This window comes from Kitasatospora sp. NE20-6 (genome assembly GCF_045862635.1).
The window spans coordinates 1-17,486 of the sequence record NZ_BPRL01000025.1 but is presented as its reverse complement, the minus strand read 5'-3'; the positions used below and the strand labels follow the sequence as shown (position 1 = coordinate 17,486).

Sequence of the window (17,486 nt, the reverse complement as noted above, 5' to 3'; positions counted from 1 at the left end):
GGCGTCGTCAGCCGCGCCGCCGGGAGAACCGGCCGGCGAACCCCCCGCCCGTCGGGTCCGGCATCGTCTCGCGCAGCGGATCCGGGGTTCCGCCGCCGCGGCGGGGGCCGCCCTGGCCCAGGTGCGGCGCCAGCTGCCCGACGTACCGGGCGACGGCGGCCGGCGGCATCCCCCGGTCCGCCAGCACGGAGCGCAGCCCGTCCAGGGCGAGCTCCTCCCCCGCGGGGTCGCCGTCCGCGTGGCAGAGCCCGGCGGACCGCGTATAGCTGGCGATCGCGTCGTCGAACCGCCGGGTCCGGTGCTGCAACCCGCCCAGGCTCAGGAACACGAGCGCCTCACCGCGGCGCTCCTCCGCACGCCGGAACACCTCGGCGGCGGGGAACAGCATCGTCATGGCCTCCTCCAGCCGTCCGGCGTTCCCCAGCGCGTTGCCCCCCGAGAGCAGCGCCGTGCCCTCGCCCCGGGGGTCGCCCGCCTCACGGAACAGCGCCGCGGCGCGGCCGTGCTGGGCCGCGGCCTCCCCGAACCGGCCCAGGTCCTCCAGCGCACCGCCGTACCGGCTCAGCGCCGCGGCCTCACCGGCCGGGTTCCCGCTCTCGTGGTGGAGCGCGGCCGCCCGGTGCAGGTGCCCGGCCGCCTCCGCCCCGCGCCCCGTCCGGCGCAGGGCCGCGCCGAGCATCTCCAGCGCGTCCGCCTCGCCGGAGGGGTCGCCCGCCTCGTGGTGGAGCGCGGCGGCCCGGAAGGCGTGGCCGGGCACCTCGTCCTGCCTGCCCTCGCCCGCCAGGACGGAGGCGAGTCCCAGGAGCGCACGTGCCTCACCCGCCGGCTCGCCCGCCTCGCGGTACAGCACGGCCGCGCGGTACTGGTGGTCCATGGCCGCCTGCGCGTGGCCCTCGGCGTGCTGGGCGAGGCCGAGCATCATCAGCACGTCCGCCTCGGCCGGGCCGTCCCCCGCGACGCGGTACAGCTCCGCGGCACGCGCGTACGCCACGACCGACTCCGCGTACCGCTCCTCGTCCGCCAGGACGGCCCCGCGCCGCTGCTGCGCCTCCGCCTCGCCGACCGCATCCCCTGCGGCGTGGAACAGCCCCGCCGATCGCGCGTACGCCACGGCCGACTCCTCGTACCGCCCGTCACCGGCCAGCGCCGAGCCGAGCCCGAACACCGCCTCGGCCTCACCCGCACCGTCCCCCGCCGCACGGTACAGCTCCGCGGCACGCGTGTACGCCACGACCGACTCCGCGTACCGCTCCCCGTCCGCCGACACCGCGCCGAGCGACTCCAGCGCCCCGGCCTCGGCCGCGCCGTCACCGGCCGCGCCGTACAGCGCCGCCGCCCGGGCGAAGGCCGCGGCGGCCTCGGCCGGGCGCTCCCCGTCCGCCAGCACCGCGCCGAGGTCGTGCAGGGCCCCGGCCTCGCCGGCCGGGTCGGCGGCCTCCCGGCAGCGGGCCGCCTCCCGGGTGAGGCGGTCGATCTCCCCGTCGGGCCCGGTCCCGGGGTCGTGCTCCTCGTGGCGGTCGTGGGCCGTGCTGTCCTCGGTCGTCACGCCTGGTGCTCCTCACCGGTCCGGCTGGTGGGGGCACCCGTGACCGTGACGTGACGGCGGACCGTCCGGGCGCACCGGCCCCCCTGGGGCGCCCTGTTCGGACACCGTATGCCGGACGGCCGGGCGGACCAAGCCCCGGCGGCCGCCGGACGGCCGGGCGGAGGCCCTCACCACTCCTCCGACGCCCTTTCCCCGCGGCGGATCTGACGGAAGGTCACGGTCGGCGGCGGCCGGACGGGCCGTGCGCGGGCCGCCGGGACGATCGGCCACCGGATTCCCGCACCACGCACCCGCCCCGACCCGTTACTCTGGCCTCCCGTGGAGCAATGGGGTGCAGATCTTTACGGAAATCCCTGCCATGACTGCGGCTGGGACTGGTTCTTGACGCCGCGTCAGGCAGTCGACCGGGTCCGGGCGGTGCCGGCGGACATGGCGCTGCTGCTGGAGGGGCGCAGCGGCGACGAGCGCCATCCGGACCTCGGGTGGACACCGGCCGGGTACGTCAGTCACGTGACCGACAACCTGCGCATCTGGGCGGAGCGGCTGGCGGGTGCCCGGCTGGCCGGGGTGGTGGACGTGCAGGGGTACGACCCGGACGCGCTGGCGGAGGCCCGCGGCTACGGCAGTGTGCCCGCGGCCGCGGCGCTGTGGTCGCTGCCGATCGCCGCGGACGCCTGGGCGCGGTCGGTGTCGGCGGCGCTGGAGGAGCAGGTGGTGCTGCGGCACGCGAAGCGCGGACCGCAGCGGGCGGAGGACGTCGCCCGCAACAACGCCCACGACGCGGTGCACCACCTGTGGGACATCCGGCGGATCCTTGCGTACGCGGACGGCACCGGGGGCGGCGTGTAGCGGCCCCGGCTCCGGGCAGCCGTGCGGCCCGGGTCAGAGCCGGGGTCGGGCGCCGGGGTCAGGGGTCAGGCGCCGTCGAGGAGGCGCTGGAGGCCGGGGGCGTACAGGTCCGCGAGGCGTTCCGGCGAGGCCTCCCCGATGGCGCCGTCCTCGCGGTGGATGCTCGCGGCGGCACCGAGACCGAGCAGCTGCCCGACGACGAGTTCGGCCCGCAGCAGCGGGTCGTCGCCGGGGAGCAGCGCGGCGAGCCGGGTGGTGACCTGCTCGCGGAAGCGGTCCCGGAGCAGGGTCCGTTCGTCCTCCGTGCCGAGGGCGAAGACGACGCGCAGCAGCGGGTCGGTGCGGCGCTGCCGCCGGGTGCGGACGAGGGTGAGCACGAGGTGCCGGCCGAGGCCGTCGAGGGGGGCGTCGAGGAGTTCGTCGGCGTCGGCGGAGAAGTCGGTGGTGCGGGCGAAGAGCTCCTCCTTGGTGCCGAAGAGTTTGACGATGAGGGAGGCGCTGACCTCGGCGTCGGCGGCGATGCCGCGGAGGGTGACCTCGGCGTAGGGGTGGAGGGCGAAGGCGCGGCGGGCGGCGCGCAGGATGGCCTGGCGTCCGGTGGGGGCGGGGGTGTCGGTCATGCGCGGGGCTCCACGGCCGTGCCGGCCTGCCGGGTGCTGCCGTGTCCGGTACTGGTCCCCGGCGTGCGGCCTGCGGGGACGCCCGGTGCGGTGGGCCGGCTGCCGGGCAGGCCGAGGGTGACGAGCAGGGCGAGGACGGCTGCGCCGGCCGCGACGAGGAAGACCAGCAGGTAGGCGTGGAGGGTGGGGGCGGTGCGTCCGGCGGCCTGGAAGGTGAGGTTGGCGAGCACGGCGGCGACGACGGCGCTGCAGAAGGCCTGGCCGAGGGAGCGCATCAGGGTGTTGAGGCCGTTGGCGGCGCCGGTCTCGGTGGCGGGGACGGCCCGGATCACCAGGGCGGGCAGGGCGCTGTAGGCGATGGCGGTGCCGGCGGAGACGACGGTCGCGCCGGCGATGATCATCCACAGCTGGTGGCTGGTGAAGAAGCGGACGACGTAGCCGGCGGCCATGACCACGGAGGCCAGGGCGAGGGTGACCTTGGGCCCGAAGGTGGCGGAGATCCGGGCGGAGACCGGGGAGAGGGCCACCATCGAGAGGCCGCCGGGCAGCAGGCACAGGCCGCTGACGACGATCGACGCGCCGAGGCCGTAGCCGGTGCTCGTCGGCTCCTGCACCATCTGGGCGGTGACGAGGGAGTTGGCGTAGAAGGAGAAGCCGATGAGCAGGGCGGCGATGTTGGCGAGGAGGACCGCGGGGCGGGCGGAGACCCGGATGTCGACCATCGGGGTGGGGTGACGGAGTTCGTGGCGGGCCCAGAGCGGGCCGAGCAGGACCGCGAAGGCGAACAGGCCGAGGGTGCGGCCGGAGGTCCAGCCCCAGTCGGCGCCCTGGGTGACGGCGAGGAGCAGGCTCGTCACGACGGCCGAGAGGGCGAGCGCGCCCAGCACGTCGAAGCGGCCCTTCGTGCGGAGCGGCGACTCGGGGACGCACCGGAGCACGAGGGCGATGTCGAGCAGGCCGAGGCCGGCGGACACCCAGAACATCGCGTGCCAGTCGGCGTGCTCGACGACGAGCGCGGCGACCGGCAGGCCGACGGCGGCGCCGATGCCGAGGGTGGAGCTCATCAGGGCGACGGCGGGCAGCAACCCGGCGGGCGGCAGCTCGTCGCGCAGGATGCTGATGCCCAGCGGGACGACGGCGAGGGCGGCGCCCTGGAGCGCCCGGCCGGCGATGAGCACGCCGATGTGGGAGCCGACCGCGCAGAGCACGGAGCCGAGCACGAGCACGCCGAGGGCGGCGAGGAGCACCCGGCGCTTGCCGTACATGTCGCCGATCCGGCCGAGGAGCGGGGTGCAGACGGCGCCGGTGAGCAGGGTGACGGTGACGAGCCAGCTCGCGGCGGTGGGGGTGCTGCCGGTCAGTGCGGGGACGCGCGGCAGCAGCGGTATGACGAGGGTCTGCATGACGGCCACCACGACGCCGCAGAACGCGAGCACCGCGACGATGAAGCGCGGCGGGGCGGTCGGGGCTGGGGGGACGGCGAGGGCGTCCGGGTCGGACATGGCGCTCCGTACGGGCCGGCGGGGAGGGGTGCACAGCTGTTCACCGTTCAGGGTAAACGCCTGTGCACCCCCTCCCGGCACCGGGGTGCGGGAGCGGTGCACGGGGTACCCGGCTCCGGGTCGGCCGCACGGGGCGCGCGGCCCTCCGCGCACGGCGGGCGGGGCCGGTCGGACGGGGCCGGTCAGACGGGGAGCACGCTGTCCGCCGCCGACGCGTTCTGCCGGGCGACGGCCTCCTCCTGCAGGCTCTCGGCGCGGTCGATGATCCCGGGGATCTGCGCGTAGAGGGACTCGCCCGGGCAGAGCGTGCAGAACGCGTCGCGGTGGCCGGAGACCGCGGTGAACTCGTGGGTCGCGCCGACCGGGAACCGGCTGCCGCTGTTGGTGGACGTCAGCGTGGAGCGGTCGCCCGGGTGGATGCCGTACGTGCCGAGCTTCCAGGCGGCGACGCGGGCGATGGACTCCAGCACCGCGTCGGGCACCGCGATGCCGGCCGTGTAGGTGCCGATCGCCGCCACGCCGACCGTGTCGCGGTTGAAGCCCATCGTGTGGGCGCCGACGACGGGCCGGTCGATGCCGCCGAGGCGGCCCTCGTAGACGGTGCCGAAGCGGTCGACGAGGAAGTTGTAGCCGATGTCGTCCCACCCGCGGAACTCCAGGTGGTCGCGGCGGATCGCCCGGAGGATGTCCGGCACGTCCTCCGGGTCGTACGAGTTCGGGTCGTCGGTGTGGTGGATGAGCACCGCCCGCACCTCCCGGTCGTACTGCACGGCGGGCGGGTTCGGATCGGTCTGCCAGGTGGAGCGCAGCACGATCGGCGGCGCCTGCGGGACGGCGCGCGGGCGGGCGACCGCCTGCACGGGAGTGGGTGCACCACCGTCGGCGGACTCCGCCCGGCGCCACGGGCGGGCGGCGGCGGGCAGCGCGGTGACGGCCACGGCGGAGACGGCTTGCAGCGCGCGGCGCAGCACCAGGCGGCGGTCGATGTCCATGTCAGGGAAGCTACGGCCAGTGCGGCGGCGGCGCATGCGGTCGCCGCCGCACGGGGAGCGGGCGTACCCCGCCGTCGCGGGCACGACAAGCCTCCCGTCTGACGGCTCGTGGGGCTGACGCGCCGTCGGACGGCCGCCCGGCCCGCGCCCGGCGAACGGGTGGCGGCGTGCAGCCACGCGGAGCAACGGCGCCGGGCGGGGCGGGAACCGCCCGTCGGTGGCGCGCGTCTCCCCTGCACGTCGGCGGGTGGTGATCACGGGCGCCCCCGGCCCCGCGCGGACGTGCGTCCGCCGGGAGGGCCGGCCGGGAGACCGGGAGTGCGGGGAGTGCGGGGAGTGCGGATGACCGGGGTGGCCACGGAGCACGGGCCGGGGACGGAGGCGCCGGTGGTGGCGCGGCAGGGGCGCCGGTGGTGGCGGGCGCTGCGGACGGTGCTGCTGGTGCTGTGCGGGACCGCCCTCGCCGGACCGGCCGGGCTGGCCGTGGTGCGGCTGGCCGGGCTGGACGACGGCACCGACCTGGCGATGCCGGTCGCGGGCCTGCCGTACGCGGCCCTGGCCACCCTGCTGCTGGTGGCGGTGCCGGCCGTGCTGCGCGCCCGGTGGCTGACGGCCGTCGCGCTGCTCGTGGCGGCGCTGCAGGTGTGGTGGCTGGTGCCGCGGCTGGTCGCGGACGGCGGCGCGGTGCCGGCCTCCGCGCCCAGGCTGCGGCTCGCCACGAGCAACGCCTACCTTGGGCAGGCCGACCCGCGGGCGCTGGTCGGCCTGGTGCGCTCGGAGCGGATCGACGTGCTGGCCGTCGAGGAGCTGAGCCCGGGTCTGGCCTCGGCGCTCGACCGGGCCGGGCTGGCCGGAGCGATGCCGTACCGGATCCACCGGGCCGGCTCGGACACGTCGCTGTACTCGCGGCTGCCGCTGGCCGACCCGGGCGGCACGGCCGCGACCCCGACGGCCGGCGAGGTGACCGTCGGCGGGCACACCGTGCGGGTCGTCGCCGTGCACACCTACTACCCGCTGGGCGACTCCCGCCGGTGGGCGGCCGACTTCGGCGGGCTCCGCGCGGAGGCCCGGCAGCACCCCGGGCGGACGGTGCTCCTCGGGGACTTCAACGCGACCCTCGACCACGCGCCGATGCGCGCCCTGCTCGGCGACGGCCTGACGGACACCCACGCCGAGCTCGGGCGCGGCTTCGCCGGCACCTGGCCGGCGGACCGGCCGGTGCTGCCGCCGGTGATCCAGATCGACCACGTGCTGCACGGCAGCGGCCTGACCGCGGTCTCCGTGGCCGAGCACACGCTGCCCGGCAGCGACCACCGGGCCGTCGTCGCGGAGCTCGCCGTCACCGGCTGATCCGGAACCGGCGGGTACCGCGTGCGGCCCCGCGGCAGGGATCCGTGCGTCTACGATCACCGGTGGACCCGGCCCGCCGGCCGGGCCGCCACCGACCGCAGGAGGGCACCACCGTGGACGTCGGATTCGTCGGTCTCGGCACCATGGGCCGCGAGATGGCTCGTCAGCTCCTCGCCGCCGGGCACCGGGTGACGGTGTGGAACCGCTCGCCCGGACCCGTCCGCGACCTCGTCGCGGCCGGGGCGGTCGCCGCGGACGGCCTCGCCGACGTGTGGCGGGCCGAGGCGGTGGTGTCGATGCTCGCGGACGACGCCGCGGTCGAGGCCCTGCTCCTCGACGAGGAGCACCTGGCGGCGGCCCGGGCCGGCGTGCACGTCAACATGGCGACCGTCTCCCCCGCGCTGGCGCGCCGGGCGGCCGGACTGCACGCCCGGCACGGGGTCGGCTACGTCGCGGCGCCCGTCCTCGGGCGGGCCGACGTCGCCGCCGCGGGCAACCTCGCCGTGCTGGCCGCCGGCCCGGCGGCGCACCTCGACCGGGTGGCGCCGCTGCTCGACGCGATGGGCCGCCGCACGTGGCGGCTCGGGGAGCGTCCCGAGATCGCCAACACCGCCAAGATCAGCGCCAACTTCATGCTGGTCTCCGCCGTCGAGGCGCTCTCCGAGGCGACGGCGCTCGGCGAGGCCGGCGGGCTCGCCGCCGCCGACCTCCTCGACGTGCTGACCGGCACGGTCTTCCCCGGCCCGGTCTACGCCGGGTACGGCGCGATGATCGCCGAACGCCGCTACGACCCGGCCGGGTTCAAGCTCGCCCTGGGCCTCAAGGACGTCGGGCTGGCGCTGGACAGCGCCGCCGCCGCGCACGTGCCGATGCCCTTCGCCGGGGTGCTCCGCGACTCCCTGCTGGAGTCGATCGGCCACGGCCTCGGCGACCACGACCTCGCGGCCCTCGCCGAGACAGCCCGCCGCCGTGCCGCGCTCCCGCCCGCCGGGGACGGCGCGTAGGCCGCCCCGACGCCGCAGACCCCTGCCGGGCATGCCCTCCCGGCAGGGACCTGCTGCGCGGCCGCACCCGTCAGTTGAGCGGGTCCAGCGTCATGTACGCCTGCTGCGGGCTGCCGTCGTGGACGAGCGACTCGTGGTGGCCCACGTCGTCGAACGCGAAGGCGTAGGCGTTGCCGTCGGCCATCTGCGCGTGGATCCTGCGCGCGTACTGGTTGGTGACGGAGTCCTGGTAGAACCCCGCGGCGGAGGTGTCGGGCTGGTTGGGGTTGGTCAGCAGTGTCGACCGGTTGTACCCCGCGCACAGGGTGCGCGAGATCGGGCCGCGGACCAGGTCGTTCGGGGCGTCGAGCAGCTTGTAGCAGCCGAAGATCGAGTCGGAGTCCGGCTTCTGGAAGCTCGTGACGACGGCCCCGGCGCTGTTGGTGAAGTTCATGGTGTTGCCGGAGACCCGCCCGAAGTACTTGGTGCCGGGCTGGTCGGCGAACGGCGTGACGGTCAGCGTGGAGGTGGCGTACTTGGCCCACACCCGGTTGACGTAGTCGTTCATGACGGTGGCGGGCAGCGCGCCCGACTCGATGCCGTGCCCGGGCGAGAGCGCGCGCAGGATCGTGCCGTCCGAGCGCGTCTGGACGAGGTTGGCCCAGCCACCCGGCTGCGCCTTGAGCGCGTTGTAGAAGCCCTGGTAGCCGCCGGCCTTGAGGTGGCCGGTGCTGCGGGTGACACCGTCGCCGCCCTTGACGCCGACCGCGTACGGCACCGAGAACATGTCGACCTGCGTGCTGTTGATCCACAGCCCGGCGTCGTTGAGCGTGTACTCGGACCAGTTGAAGAGGATCGGGCGGTTCGGGTCGCTCGGGTTCTGCACGGCCGGCTGGACGAGGCCGCCGGTGGTGAGCTTGAAGACCAGCTTCTGCCCGTACGAGAAGTAGATGCGGCCGGAGAACTTCGGCATCCGGATCGTCCTGGAGGCACCGTTGGCGGGCCCGGCGATCGACGCGTCCGGGGCCGGCACCGGCGGGTTGGCGCCGCCCGGCCACGGGTGGAAGGCGCCGGCGGCGTCCGCCCAGCCCTGCTGACCGGTGGTCAGGAGGGTGCCCAGGTTGTAGATGTAGACCGGCTCGCCCCGCCCGGAGCTGTTGGTGAACGTGAGCGGGATGGTGGTGGGGACGGCCGCCTCGGCCCGCTCGGCGGGGGCGGTCAGCGTCAGGCCCGCCGCGGCGGCGACGGCGGCGGCCAGGGTGGTGGCGAGGGCCGCGCGGCGGGTGGGTGCTCGTCTGGTGCCCATCGGATCGTTCCTCCAGGGTCGTGGGGGTGGCGACGACGGCCGGGCATCCCCGGTGCGGGACACCGGAGGGAGGGGGGCCGGCCGACGGCGGTGGTGACGCCGCTTTCCTGAGAGCGCTCTCAGAATGCGACTCTCGACGGTACATGTCAATGGTCCAGACATGGCCGCCCCGCCCGGAGCGGTCGGCGGCTCCCCGTCAGTCCTCGTCCCAGGTCCGTGTGGAACGCGGCTCCACGTACGGCTCCTCCCCCTCCGGGCGGCCGCCCGCGACGGCCCTGGCCCGGGAGAGTTCGGCGTCGAACTCCAGCCCGGCGAGGATCGCCAGGTTCGACAGCCACAGCCACACCAGGAAGACGATCACCCCGGCCAGCGCCCCGTACGTCCGGTTGTAGGAGCCGAAGTTGGCGACGAACACCGCGAAGCCGCCCGACAGCAGCAGCCAGACCGCCACCGCCAGCACGCTGCCCGGCGACACCCAGCGGAAGCCCCGGCCGCGGACGTTCGGCGCGGCCCAGTACAGCACCCCGATCATCACCACCACCAGCATCAGCAGCACCGGCCACTTCGCCACCGACCACGCCTGCACCCCGGCGTCGCCCACCCCCAGCGCCTCGCCCGCCTCCCGGGCCAGCGGACCGGTGAAGACCACGATCGCCCCGCTCGCGACCAGCAGCAGCATCATCAGCACCGTCAGTCCGAGCCGCAGCGGCGTGAGCCGCCACACCGGCCGGCCCTCCCGGATGTCGTAGACGACGTTGGCCGCGCGGATGAAGGCCGCGATGTAGCCGGACGCCGACCAGAGGGCGCCGCCGAGCCCGACCACGGCGAAGGTGCCGCCCGCGCCGCGGTTCCGCTGCAGGTCCTCGATGCCGTGGTGGAGGATGTCGCGGGCCGGGCCGGGCGTCCAGTGCTGGAGGTTGCCCACCATGTCGTCGGTGGCCGACGGCCCGGCCAGCCCGACGAGCGACAGCAGCAGGAGCAGCGTGGGGAAGACGGCCAGCACGCCGTAGTAGGTGAGCGCGGCGGCCCGGTCGGACAGGTCGTCGTCGAAGAGCTCGACCAGGGCGCGGCGCAGCGCCCGCGTCCGCACCCGCAGGGGCAGCCCGGAGGGGCGGTCCGGTGCACGGCGCAGCGGGGTGCGGGGGTGGCCGGGTCCGCCGGCGGGCCCGGCCTTCGACGGCCCGGGTCGGGTGCGCGGTGTCTTCACGGGCGTCTTCTGTCCGCTGCGGACGCGGCCAACCGTCCGCGGGGCCGTCCGCCGGGCCGTCCGCGGGGAGGTCCGGACGCGGGAAGGTCCGCGGGGCGGCCCGGCCCGGCCCGGCGTCAGCGCACCAGCGCGGCCCGCTCGCGGGCGGAGCGGACGGCCTCCTTGAGTCCGGCGATGTCGTACGCGCCGTGGTGGCGGCGGCCGTTGACGAAGAAGGTGGGGGTGCCGGAGACGCCGCTGAGGTCGGCCGACTCGACGTCCTCGGCGACCCGGGACGCCCCGGCGCGGGCCCGCAGGTCGCGGCGGAACCGCTCGGCCTCCAGGCCCGCCTGCTCGGCGTAGCGCATCAGGTCGGCCGCGGTGAGGGCGCCCTGGTGGGCGAGCAGCAGGTCGTGCATCGCCCAGTAGCAGTCCTGCTCGGCGGCGGCCTCGGCCGCCTCCGCGGCCAGCTGGGCGTGCGGGTGGACGTCGTTGAGCGGCAGGTGCCGCCAGACGTAACGGATGTCGCCGGCGCCGGCGAGCAGCTCGCGCACGACGGGCTCGGCCTGCCCGCAGTACGGGCACTCGAAGTCGCCGTACTCGACGACGGTGACCAGGGCGTCGGCGGGGCCGCGCACGTGGTCGCGGTCGAGGTCGACGGAGGCCGCGAGGTCGATGATGCCCTCGGCCGTGCCGAGCAGGGCGCGCATCCTGCCGCGCCGCGGCAGGAGACCGATCGCGCGGGTGACCAGCCAGGTCGCGGCGGAGGAGCAGGCGACCGCGGCGAGGATGCCGACCTTCGCCTCGTCGAGGAGGGGCCCGTCGAAGGCGAGGGTGGCGATCAGCAGCGAGACGGTGAAGCCGATGCCGGCGATCGAACCGCCCGCGGCGACGGCGCCCCAGCCGACCGGGGGGCGGAGGCGGCCGCGGCTGGCGGCGGTGGTCAGCAGGGCGGAGCCCAGGATGCCGGCGGGCTTGCCGAGGAGGTAACCGAGGAGGATGCCGAGGGTGACGGGCGAGCGGAACGCCTCGCCGAGCCGGTCGGCGCCGAGGGTGATGCCCGCGTTGGCGAGCGCGAAGAGCGGCACGATGACGTAGCTCGTCCACGGGTGGTAGATGCGCTGGAGGCGTTCGTTCGGGGAGATGGCGGTGGCGAGACCGGCCCGCACCGAGCGTTCCAGCTCGGGCGTGGGCTGCTCGCGGAACAGCCGGAACAGGTCGCTGGCCCGTTCGAGGTCGCTGCGCGCGGCCGGGTAGGCGTACGTGAGCAGGCCCATGGCGAGGCCCGCGACGACCGGGTCGACGCCGGACTCCAGCAGGGCGACCCACAGGGCGGTGGCGAGCAGCGCGTACACCGCGCCGCGGCGGACGCCCGCGGCGCGGGCGAGGAGCACGACGGCGAGGACGCCGACGGCCGCGAGGAGGGCGGGCACGGCGATGTGGCCGCTGTAGGCGACCGCGATGACGCCCAGCGCGACGAAGTCGTCGACCACCGCGACGGTGAGGATGAAGACGCGCAGCGCGTCGGGCAGGCGGCTGCCGACGAGCGCGAGCATGCCGAGGGCGAAGGCCGTGTCGGTCGACATGGCGGCGCCCCAGCCGTGCGGCTCGCCGCCCGCCCCGGTGTTCACGGCCAGGTAGATCGCGACGGGCACGGCCATCCCGGCGACCCCGGCGATCAGCGGCAGGGCGATCCGGCGCCGCTCGCGCAGCTCGCCCATGTCGAACTCGCGGCGCGCCTCCAGGCCGATGACGAAGAAGAACAGCGTCATGAGGCCGCTGTTCACCCATTCACGCAGGTCGAGGGAGATCCCGTGGTCGCCGAGCCGCACGGCCAGCACGGTCTCCCAGAACGACTCGTACGTGCCGGGGGCGGCGTTGGCCCACACCAGGGCGGCGAGGGCGGCGGTGAGCAGCACGGCGGCGCTGCCGGTCTCGGTGCGCAGGAAGTCCCGCAGCGGGGTCCGCATTCCGGTGCCGCACGCGGTCTGTCCGGAGTATCCGGGGAGCTCTGAGGGGACGGGCATGTGATCATTCTCCGCCCGGTCGGCCACCGGTCACGCCGCACCGCCGGACGGACCCCGCGACCGGCCTCGCGCCGGGGTCGCGGAGCCCGCCCGGGCGGCCCCGGGATCGCGTCGTCCCGCGTACGCGGGGCGGGGCCGGGTAGACGGGTGCCATGGGACTTTTTCACAGGCGAGGTGGGTCCGACCCGTCCGAGCCCGGGCCCTGGCCCGGCGGGTCCGGGGACGGTCCCGGCACCGGCCCCGGCCCCGGCCCCGACGGCGGCGACGGCGACGGCGGTGCAACCGGGACCGGCGCGGGCGGGGTCGGGGCCGGCGCGGGCGGGGTCGGGGCCGAGCTGACGCCGGAGGCCGCGGCCGAGGAGCTCGCGGCGCTGACGCGCGAGATGGAGGAGGGCTCGCAGGCCTCCCGCCGCCGTGCCCTGGGCCGGGCGACCGCGCTGGTGGTGTCGACGGGCCGGGCGCTGGGCCGCGGCGGGGCCCGGACGGCCCGGGCGACGGTGGCCGGCGGCCGGGCGACGACCGAGCGGCTGCTGCAGGCCGCCCCGCGAATACCCGTCCGCGACCTGGCGACGCTCCGGTCGCAACACCCCAAGGCGCAGGACCCGGAGGCGCTGGCCGACCTGCTGGTCACGGGTGCGGTGCGGGCCTCGGCGGCGGTGGGTGCGGGCGTCGGCGCGGCGGCGATGCTGCCGGTGCCGCCCGCGATGGCCGCGGAGATCGCCGCCGAGACCCTGGTGGTGGCCGCCGTGGAGATCAAGCTGATCGCCGAGCTGCACCAGGTGTACGGCGTGCCCGCCACCGGCACGGCCGCGCAGCGCACGACCGCGTACGTGACGGCGTGGGCGGACCGGCGGGGCATCGACCGGGCCGCCCTGGCGAGCCCGGCCGGGCTGACGGCGATGGCGGGCCTGGCGGTCGGTTCGGAGGTGCGCAGCAAGGTGCGCAAGCGGCTCACCCGCAGCACGCTGCGCAAGCTCCCGTCGATGGTGCCCCTGATGGTGGGGGCGGCGCTGGGGGCGGCGCTGAACAAGCGCGACACCGGGCGGCTCGCCACGCGGGTGCGCGCGGACCTGCGGAAGCGCGGCGGCGCTCCGGAGGGGTACTGGGAGGCGGCGGGGCCGTCCGGGGGCGCGGGCCCGGGCCGCCGCTGAGATGTGGATCTCGGCGGCGTCGGCGATGGTGGGAGGACCGGAAGTTCCGAAGGAGGAAACCCGATGTCCATGCTCGACAAGCTCAAGAACATGATCAAGGGCCATGAGGACACCGCCCGGCAGGGTGTCGAGAAGGCCGGGGACGCCGTCGACGCGAAGACCGGCGGCAAGTACCAGGGGCACGTCGACACGGCCCAGCAGAAGATCAGCGACCAGCTCGGCGAGCAGCCGCCCGAGCAGCGGTAGCCGCTCGCCGGACCGTCGGCCGCCGCCACCGCAGCGCTGCGGTGGCGGCGGCTCCGTGTCCGTCCCGTCCCCGGACTGTCAGGTACCGAGGATCAGGGCGCGTGCGGCCGCCAGCTCGTCACGGGCCGCGTCCTCGACCGCGGCGAGGTAGCCGTAGGCGTCCTCCCCCACGGGCACCCGCAGCGGTGCCTGCCCGGTGTCGACGAGGCGCAGGAGGTGGCGGGCGAAGTCCTCGGGGCGGCTCAGCCCCGGGTCGGAGCGCATGCCGCGCATCGCCTGGAGCATGGGGGCGGTGACCGCCTCGTAGGCGGGGATCCGGACGGCGGTCTCGGCCACCGCCTCGCCGTAGCCGGTGGCGAACCCGCCGGGTTCGAGCACGGTGACGCGGATGCCGAGCGGGCCCGCTTCGGCGGCGAGGGCCTGGCTCATGCCCTCCAGGGCGTACTTGCCGGTGACGTACGCCGAGAGGCCGGGGAAGGCCATCCGGCCGGCCAGCGAGGAGACGTTGACGATGTGGCCGCCGCCCTGCGCGCGCATCACCGGGAGGGCGAGGCGGGCCAGCCGCCAGGGGCCGACCACGAGGGTCTCCAGCTGGTCGCGCAGCTCCTCGTCGCCGACCTCCTCGACGGTGCCGAAGATGCCGTTGCCGGCGTTGTTGACGAGCACGTCGAGGCCGCCGAGGCGGTCGACGGCGGTGGCGACGGCGGCCTCGCACTGGTCGGGGTCGCGGACGTCCAGGGCGGCGGTGGTCACGTGCCCCGGGTGGCGGGCTGCCAGCTCGGCCACCGTGTCGGGCTTGCGGGCCGTCGCGAGGACGTACTCGCCCGCCTCCGCGAGCGCGGTGGCGAGGGCGTGACCGAGCCCCGAGGAGCAACCGGTCACCAACCAGCGACGGGCCATGGACGACCGCCTTCCGTTCGGCCGGAGGGGCTCCGGCAGTGGGCCCGGCAGACGCCCCGCCGGGCCGGACCAGCCCGCCCACTCTGGCAGAGGCGGCCGGGGCGCCGGGCCGGTCCGGGAGCGTCGCCCGGAGCGTCCCGGGGGCGCACGGGGGCATGTGCGGCGGCCCGGTGCGCCCGCACGCGAACGGCAGCGGGCGCGCTCAGGCCAGCAGTCGCAGTCGCTCGGCGGCCGCCCCCACCGTGAGGCGCTGTCCCCAGGTCAGCTCCAGGGCGTCGGACTCCATGCCGTCGCCGAAGACCACCAGCCGGTCCGACTCGACCGTGACGGCGAGCCGCTCGGCAGCCGCCAGCAGGCCCTGCACGTGGTCCGTGCCCGTCACCGGGGACGGCCAGGCCTCGCGGACGAACCAGGCGACGCCCGCACCGGCCGGCTCGGGCAGGCGGATCGGCTTCCCGCGTTCGAGCCAGAGCGACCGGCACCAGCCGGTGGCGCCGGTGCCGGTGCCGACCAGCACCCCCGAGGAGGCCTGGCTCTCCGCGGCGCCGCCCGGCAGGTGGATGCGGTAGCGGGCCGTCCCGTGCCCGCTCCGGCCCAGGTAGACCTCGTTGAGCGCGAGGAGCCGCTGCCCGTCGTCGGCGACCGCCTCGACCATCGTCCGCTCCTCCAGACGCGACCCGGCGCCCGGCCCGACCGCGGCCCGCAGCAGCCGCCGGGCCTGCGCCGCGCCGTGGCGCACCAGGACGCCGGGGTTGCGGCCCGGCTCGGTGTCGATCCCCACGACCGGCTGACCGGCGAGGTACTTGGCGGTGTTGGCCACCAGCCCGTCCTGGCCGACGACCACGACGACGTCCTCCGGCGTGAAGAGGAAGCGGTCGAGGTCGCCGCGCTCGACACGGGCGCTGCGCCAGTCCAGCGGGACGGCGCCGGCGACCTCGGCGAGCGCGTCCCGGGTGCGGTGGTGGCGCAGCTCGACGTCGACGAGGGAGCGGCCGCGCGACTCCAGGAAGAACGCGGCCTGCCCGCGGGAGCCGTGGCGCGCGAGGAGTTCCTCGTACTCGCTGCGGCGGTGGACGAGCACCACCCGGGGGGCGAGGGTCATCGCGGTGCGCCCGCCTCACCGGCCGGGGCTGCCGGGGCGGCACCGAGCCGGGCGAGCAGGCCGGTGAGGACGTCGGGGGTGAGGGTGATGCTGTCGATCCGCGGCAGGTGCTCGGCGAGGCCGATCATCGCGAGGGCGTGCAGCACCTCCGGTCCAGCCTCCCGGTGGGCCTCCAGCCAGGCCTGCCGGGCGGCGGCGCGGGCCTCGCCGAGGGCGCGTTCGGCCTCGGCCCGGGCGGCGGCGAGGAGCCGGTCGGCGTCGGCCTCGGCGGCGGCGAGCCGGGTGCGCCGGACCGCCTCGGCCTCGGCGCGGACGGCGTCGGCCCCGGCCTCCTGCTCGGCGCGGCCGCGGGCGTTGGCTCCCTGACGGGCGACCAGCTCCTCCTCGCGGCGGGCGAGTTCGATCTGGTTGGCCATCTCGTTCTCGGCGATGGCGCGTTCGCGTTCCACCGCGACCGCGCGCCGCTCGTACGTGGCCCGGTCGGCGTCCTGCTGCACCTGCTCGCGGGCGGGGGTGCGCAGGGCGCGCTCCATCTCGGCCTCGGGGCGCAGCGCGGTCACGCGGACGGCGATGACGGCGAGGCCGATCTCGGCGAGCCGGGCCTCCGCGGCGAGCCCGTCGGCGATCCGCCGCCGCACGGCTCCGATGCCGTCCGCGAGGGCGGCGGCGAGCGGGGTGCGGGCGACGAGTTCGAGGGCGTGCTGCTGGGCGGTCTCGGTGAGCAGGGTGCCGATCTGCTGGAGGGGTTCGGCCCGCCAGGCGCCGGTGTCCGGGTCGATGCCGAAGTCGAGGCGGGCCGCGGTGACGGCGGGCTCGGTGATCCGGTAGGTGACCGCGGCCTGCACGGTGAGGTCCTGGAAGTCGGCCGTCCTGGCGTGGAAGAGCATGGCCAGTTCGCGGTCGTCGGCGGGGACTTCGGAGATGGCGGCGGTGCGCGGGCGGAACCAGAACGCGAGGCCGGTGCCCTCGTGGACGGTCCGGCCGCCGCGGAGGTACCGGATGTGGGAGGTGGGTGCGGCGCGCAGATGCCGGAACCCGAGGCGCCTGGTGATGTCGGCCACGGTCGGCCCCCTTTCTCGTCTTCTTGACGATAACTGGTCGGAGCCGTTGTCGTCAATACGACGAAAAGGGGAGTCGCGGACGGTCCGGGCCACCCCTGACAGATGTCGGGTACCGCGGGCAGGGCCCGGCTGATTGCCTGGTGGAGGCGGGCACCGACGGGCGCACCGCCTCCCCTCACCACGCAAGGAGCACTCCATGTCCCGTGTCGGCACGCTCGTCCTCGCGGGGGCCGCGGCCGCCGTCGGCCTCGCCCTGAGCGGCCTCACCACCCTCCCGGCCGACGCCGCGAGCGGCTGCTACGGCATCGGCGGCGGCCGGTACAACTGCCAGGTCTGGAAGACCGCGCCGTCGTACTTCGCCGGCGACGTCCGCGCCGGAACCCTCAACGCCGGCACCAACTACTTCTACTGCCAGGCCGTCGGCAGCGAGGTCGTCGACGGCGCCTACCGCAACCACTGGTGGGCGAAGACCGACGACGACAGCGGCAACAAGGGCGTGTGGGTCAACGTCGTGTACCTCTCCGGCGGCGACAACGACCAGCCGGTACCGGGCCTGCCCACCTGCTGACCTCGGCCGCCCCCTGTCGCACCCCCTCTGTCGCGCCCCGGCCCCCCGGCCGCCCCCCGGGGCCGGGGCGGGGGCGCGCGGCGGGGGGGGGGGGGGG

The 17,486-nt window shown here is 76.2% G+C and carries 16 protein-coding genes; 6 read left to right on the top strand and 10 right to left on the bottom strand.

Annotation, left to right across the window (positions count from 1 at the left end; genetic code table 11):
- Positions 1-7 precede the first annotated feature (7 nt).
- The gene (locus SNE206_RS20000; RefSeq protein ID WP_407914793.1) at positions 8-1,546 is read right to left on the bottom strand and encodes a hypothetical protein; all 1,539 of its coding nucleotides are present in this window, start codon (positions 1,544-1,546) and stop codon (positions 8-10) included.
- Positions 1,547-1,927: 381 nt separating this feature from the next.
- On the opposite strand from SNE206_RS20000, the gene SNE206_RS19995 reads away from it, so the two are divergent.
- Positions 1,928-2,395, top strand: coding sequence for a DinB family protein (locus SNE206_RS19995; RefSeq protein WP_407914792.1), 468 nt, complete (start codon positions 1,928-1,930; stop codon positions 2,393-2,395).
- A gap of 65 nt (positions 2,396-2,460) precedes the next feature.
- On the opposite strand, the gene SNE206_RS19990 is transcribed toward SNE206_RS19995, so the two are convergent.
- The 3 genes from SNE206_RS19990 to SNE206_RS19980 form a co-directional block, all read right to left on the bottom strand.
- The gene (locus SNE206_RS19990) at positions 2,461-3,015 is read right to left on the bottom strand and encodes a TetR family transcriptional regulator (protein WP_407914791.1); all 555 of its coding nucleotides are present in this window, start codon (positions 3,013-3,015) and stop codon (positions 2,461-2,463) included.
- Positions 3,012-4,517 (bottom strand): MFS transporter, encoded by a 1,506-nt coding sequence (locus SNE206_RS19985; protein WP_407914790.1) that lies wholly within the window; start codon positions 4,515-4,517, stop codon positions 3,012-3,014. Before SNE206_RS19985 ends, SNE206_RS19990 begins: the two co-directional genes overlap by 4 nt.
- Before the next feature lie 182 nt (positions 4,518-4,699).
- Complete coding sequence (locus tag SNE206_RS19980; protein ID WP_407914789.1) at positions 4,700-5,509, bottom strand: peptidoglycan recognition protein; 810 nt, start codon at positions 5,507-5,509, stop codon at positions 4,700-4,702.
- A gap of 342 nt (positions 5,510-5,851) precedes the next feature.
- Between SNE206_RS19980 and SNE206_RS19975 the strand changes: the two genes are divergently transcribed.
- Both SNE206_RS19975 and SNE206_RS19970 read left to right on the top strand, forming a co-directional pair.
- Positions 5,852-6,859 carry an endonuclease/exonuclease/phosphatase family protein gene (locus SNE206_RS19975; RefSeq protein WP_407914788.1) on the top strand — a complete coding sequence of 336 codons (1,008 nt, stop codon included), beginning with the start codon at positions 5,852-5,854 and terminating at the stop codon, positions 6,857-6,859.
- Between the two features lie 44 nt (positions 6,860-6,903).
- Complete coding sequence (locus tag SNE206_RS19970; protein WP_407914787.1) at positions 6,904-7,863, top strand: NAD(P)-dependent oxidoreductase; 960 nt, start codon at positions 6,904-6,906, stop codon at positions 7,861-7,863.
- Positions 7,864-7,933: 70 nt separating this feature from the next.
- Here the strand turns inward: SNE206_RS19970 and SNE206_RS19965 are convergent, their stop codons facing one another.
- The 3 genes from SNE206_RS19965 to nhaA all read right to left on the bottom strand — a co-directional run bounded on the left by SNE206_RS19965 (position 7,934) and on the right by nhaA (position 12,361).
- Complete coding sequence (locus tag SNE206_RS19965; RefSeq protein ID WP_407914786.1) at positions 7,934-9,148, bottom strand: glycoside hydrolase family 64 protein; 1,215 nt, start codon at positions 9,146-9,148, stop codon at positions 7,934-7,936.
- Positions 9,149-9,344: 196 nt separating this feature from the next.
- Complete coding sequence (locus SNE206_RS19960) at positions 9,345-10,355, bottom strand: YihY/virulence factor BrkB family protein (RefSeq protein WP_407914785.1); 1,011 nt, start codon at positions 10,353-10,355, stop codon at positions 9,345-9,347.
- 116 nt (positions 10,356-10,471) lie between these two features.
- On the bottom strand, positions 10,472-12,361 hold the full coding sequence (gene nhaA, locus SNE206_RS19955; protein ID WP_407914784.1) for a Na+/H+ antiporter NhaA: 1,890 nt from the start codon (positions 12,359-12,361) through the stop codon (positions 10,472-10,474).
- A 152-nt stretch (positions 12,362-12,513) separates the two neighbouring features.
- On the opposite strand from nhaA, the gene SNE206_RS19950 reads away from it, so the two are divergent.
- Together SNE206_RS19950 and SNE206_RS19945 are read left to right on the top strand one after the other, a co-directional pair.
- Positions 12,514-13,512 (top strand): hypothetical protein, encoded by a 999-nt coding sequence (locus SNE206_RS19950; RefSeq protein ID WP_407914783.1) that lies wholly within the window; start codon positions 12,514-12,516, stop codon positions 13,510-13,512.
- Positions 13,513-13,575: 63 nt separating this feature from the next.
- Positions 13,576-13,758 carry an antitoxin gene (locus SNE206_RS19945; RefSeq protein WP_407914782.1) on the top strand — a complete coding sequence of 61 codons (183 nt, stop codon included), beginning with the start codon at positions 13,576-13,578 and terminating at the stop codon, positions 13,756-13,758.
- Between the two features lie 78 nt (positions 13,759-13,836).
- Here the strand turns inward: SNE206_RS19945 and SNE206_RS19940 are convergent, their stop codons facing one another.
- From SNE206_RS19940 to SNE206_RS19930, 3 genes are all read right to left on the bottom strand, one after another.
- Entirely contained in the window at positions 13,837-14,658 is an 822-nt protein-coding gene (locus tag SNE206_RS19940; protein ID WP_407914781.1) for an SDR family oxidoreductase, read from the bottom strand.
- Between the two features lie 202 nt (positions 14,659-14,860).
- A complete protein-coding gene (locus SNE206_RS19935; protein ID WP_407914780.1) occupies positions 14,861-15,760 on the bottom strand; it encodes a hypothetical protein in 900 nt (299 codons plus the stop codon).
- Positions 15,757-16,821 (bottom strand): SPFH domain-containing protein, encoded by a 1,065-nt coding sequence (locus tag SNE206_RS19930; RefSeq protein WP_407914779.1) that lies wholly within the window; start codon positions 16,819-16,821, stop codon positions 15,757-15,759. Before SNE206_RS19930 ends, SNE206_RS19935 begins: the two co-directional genes overlap by 4 nt.
- Positions 16,822-17,017: 196 nt before the next feature.
- On the opposite strand from SNE206_RS19930, the gene SNE206_RS19925 reads away from it, so the two are divergent.
- Positions 17,018-17,389: a hypothetical protein gene (locus tag SNE206_RS19925; protein ID WP_407914778.1), complete on the top strand. Its 372-nt coding sequence runs from the start codon at positions 17,018-17,020 to the stop codon at positions 17,387-17,389.
- Positions 17,390-17,486: the final 97 nt, after the last annotated feature.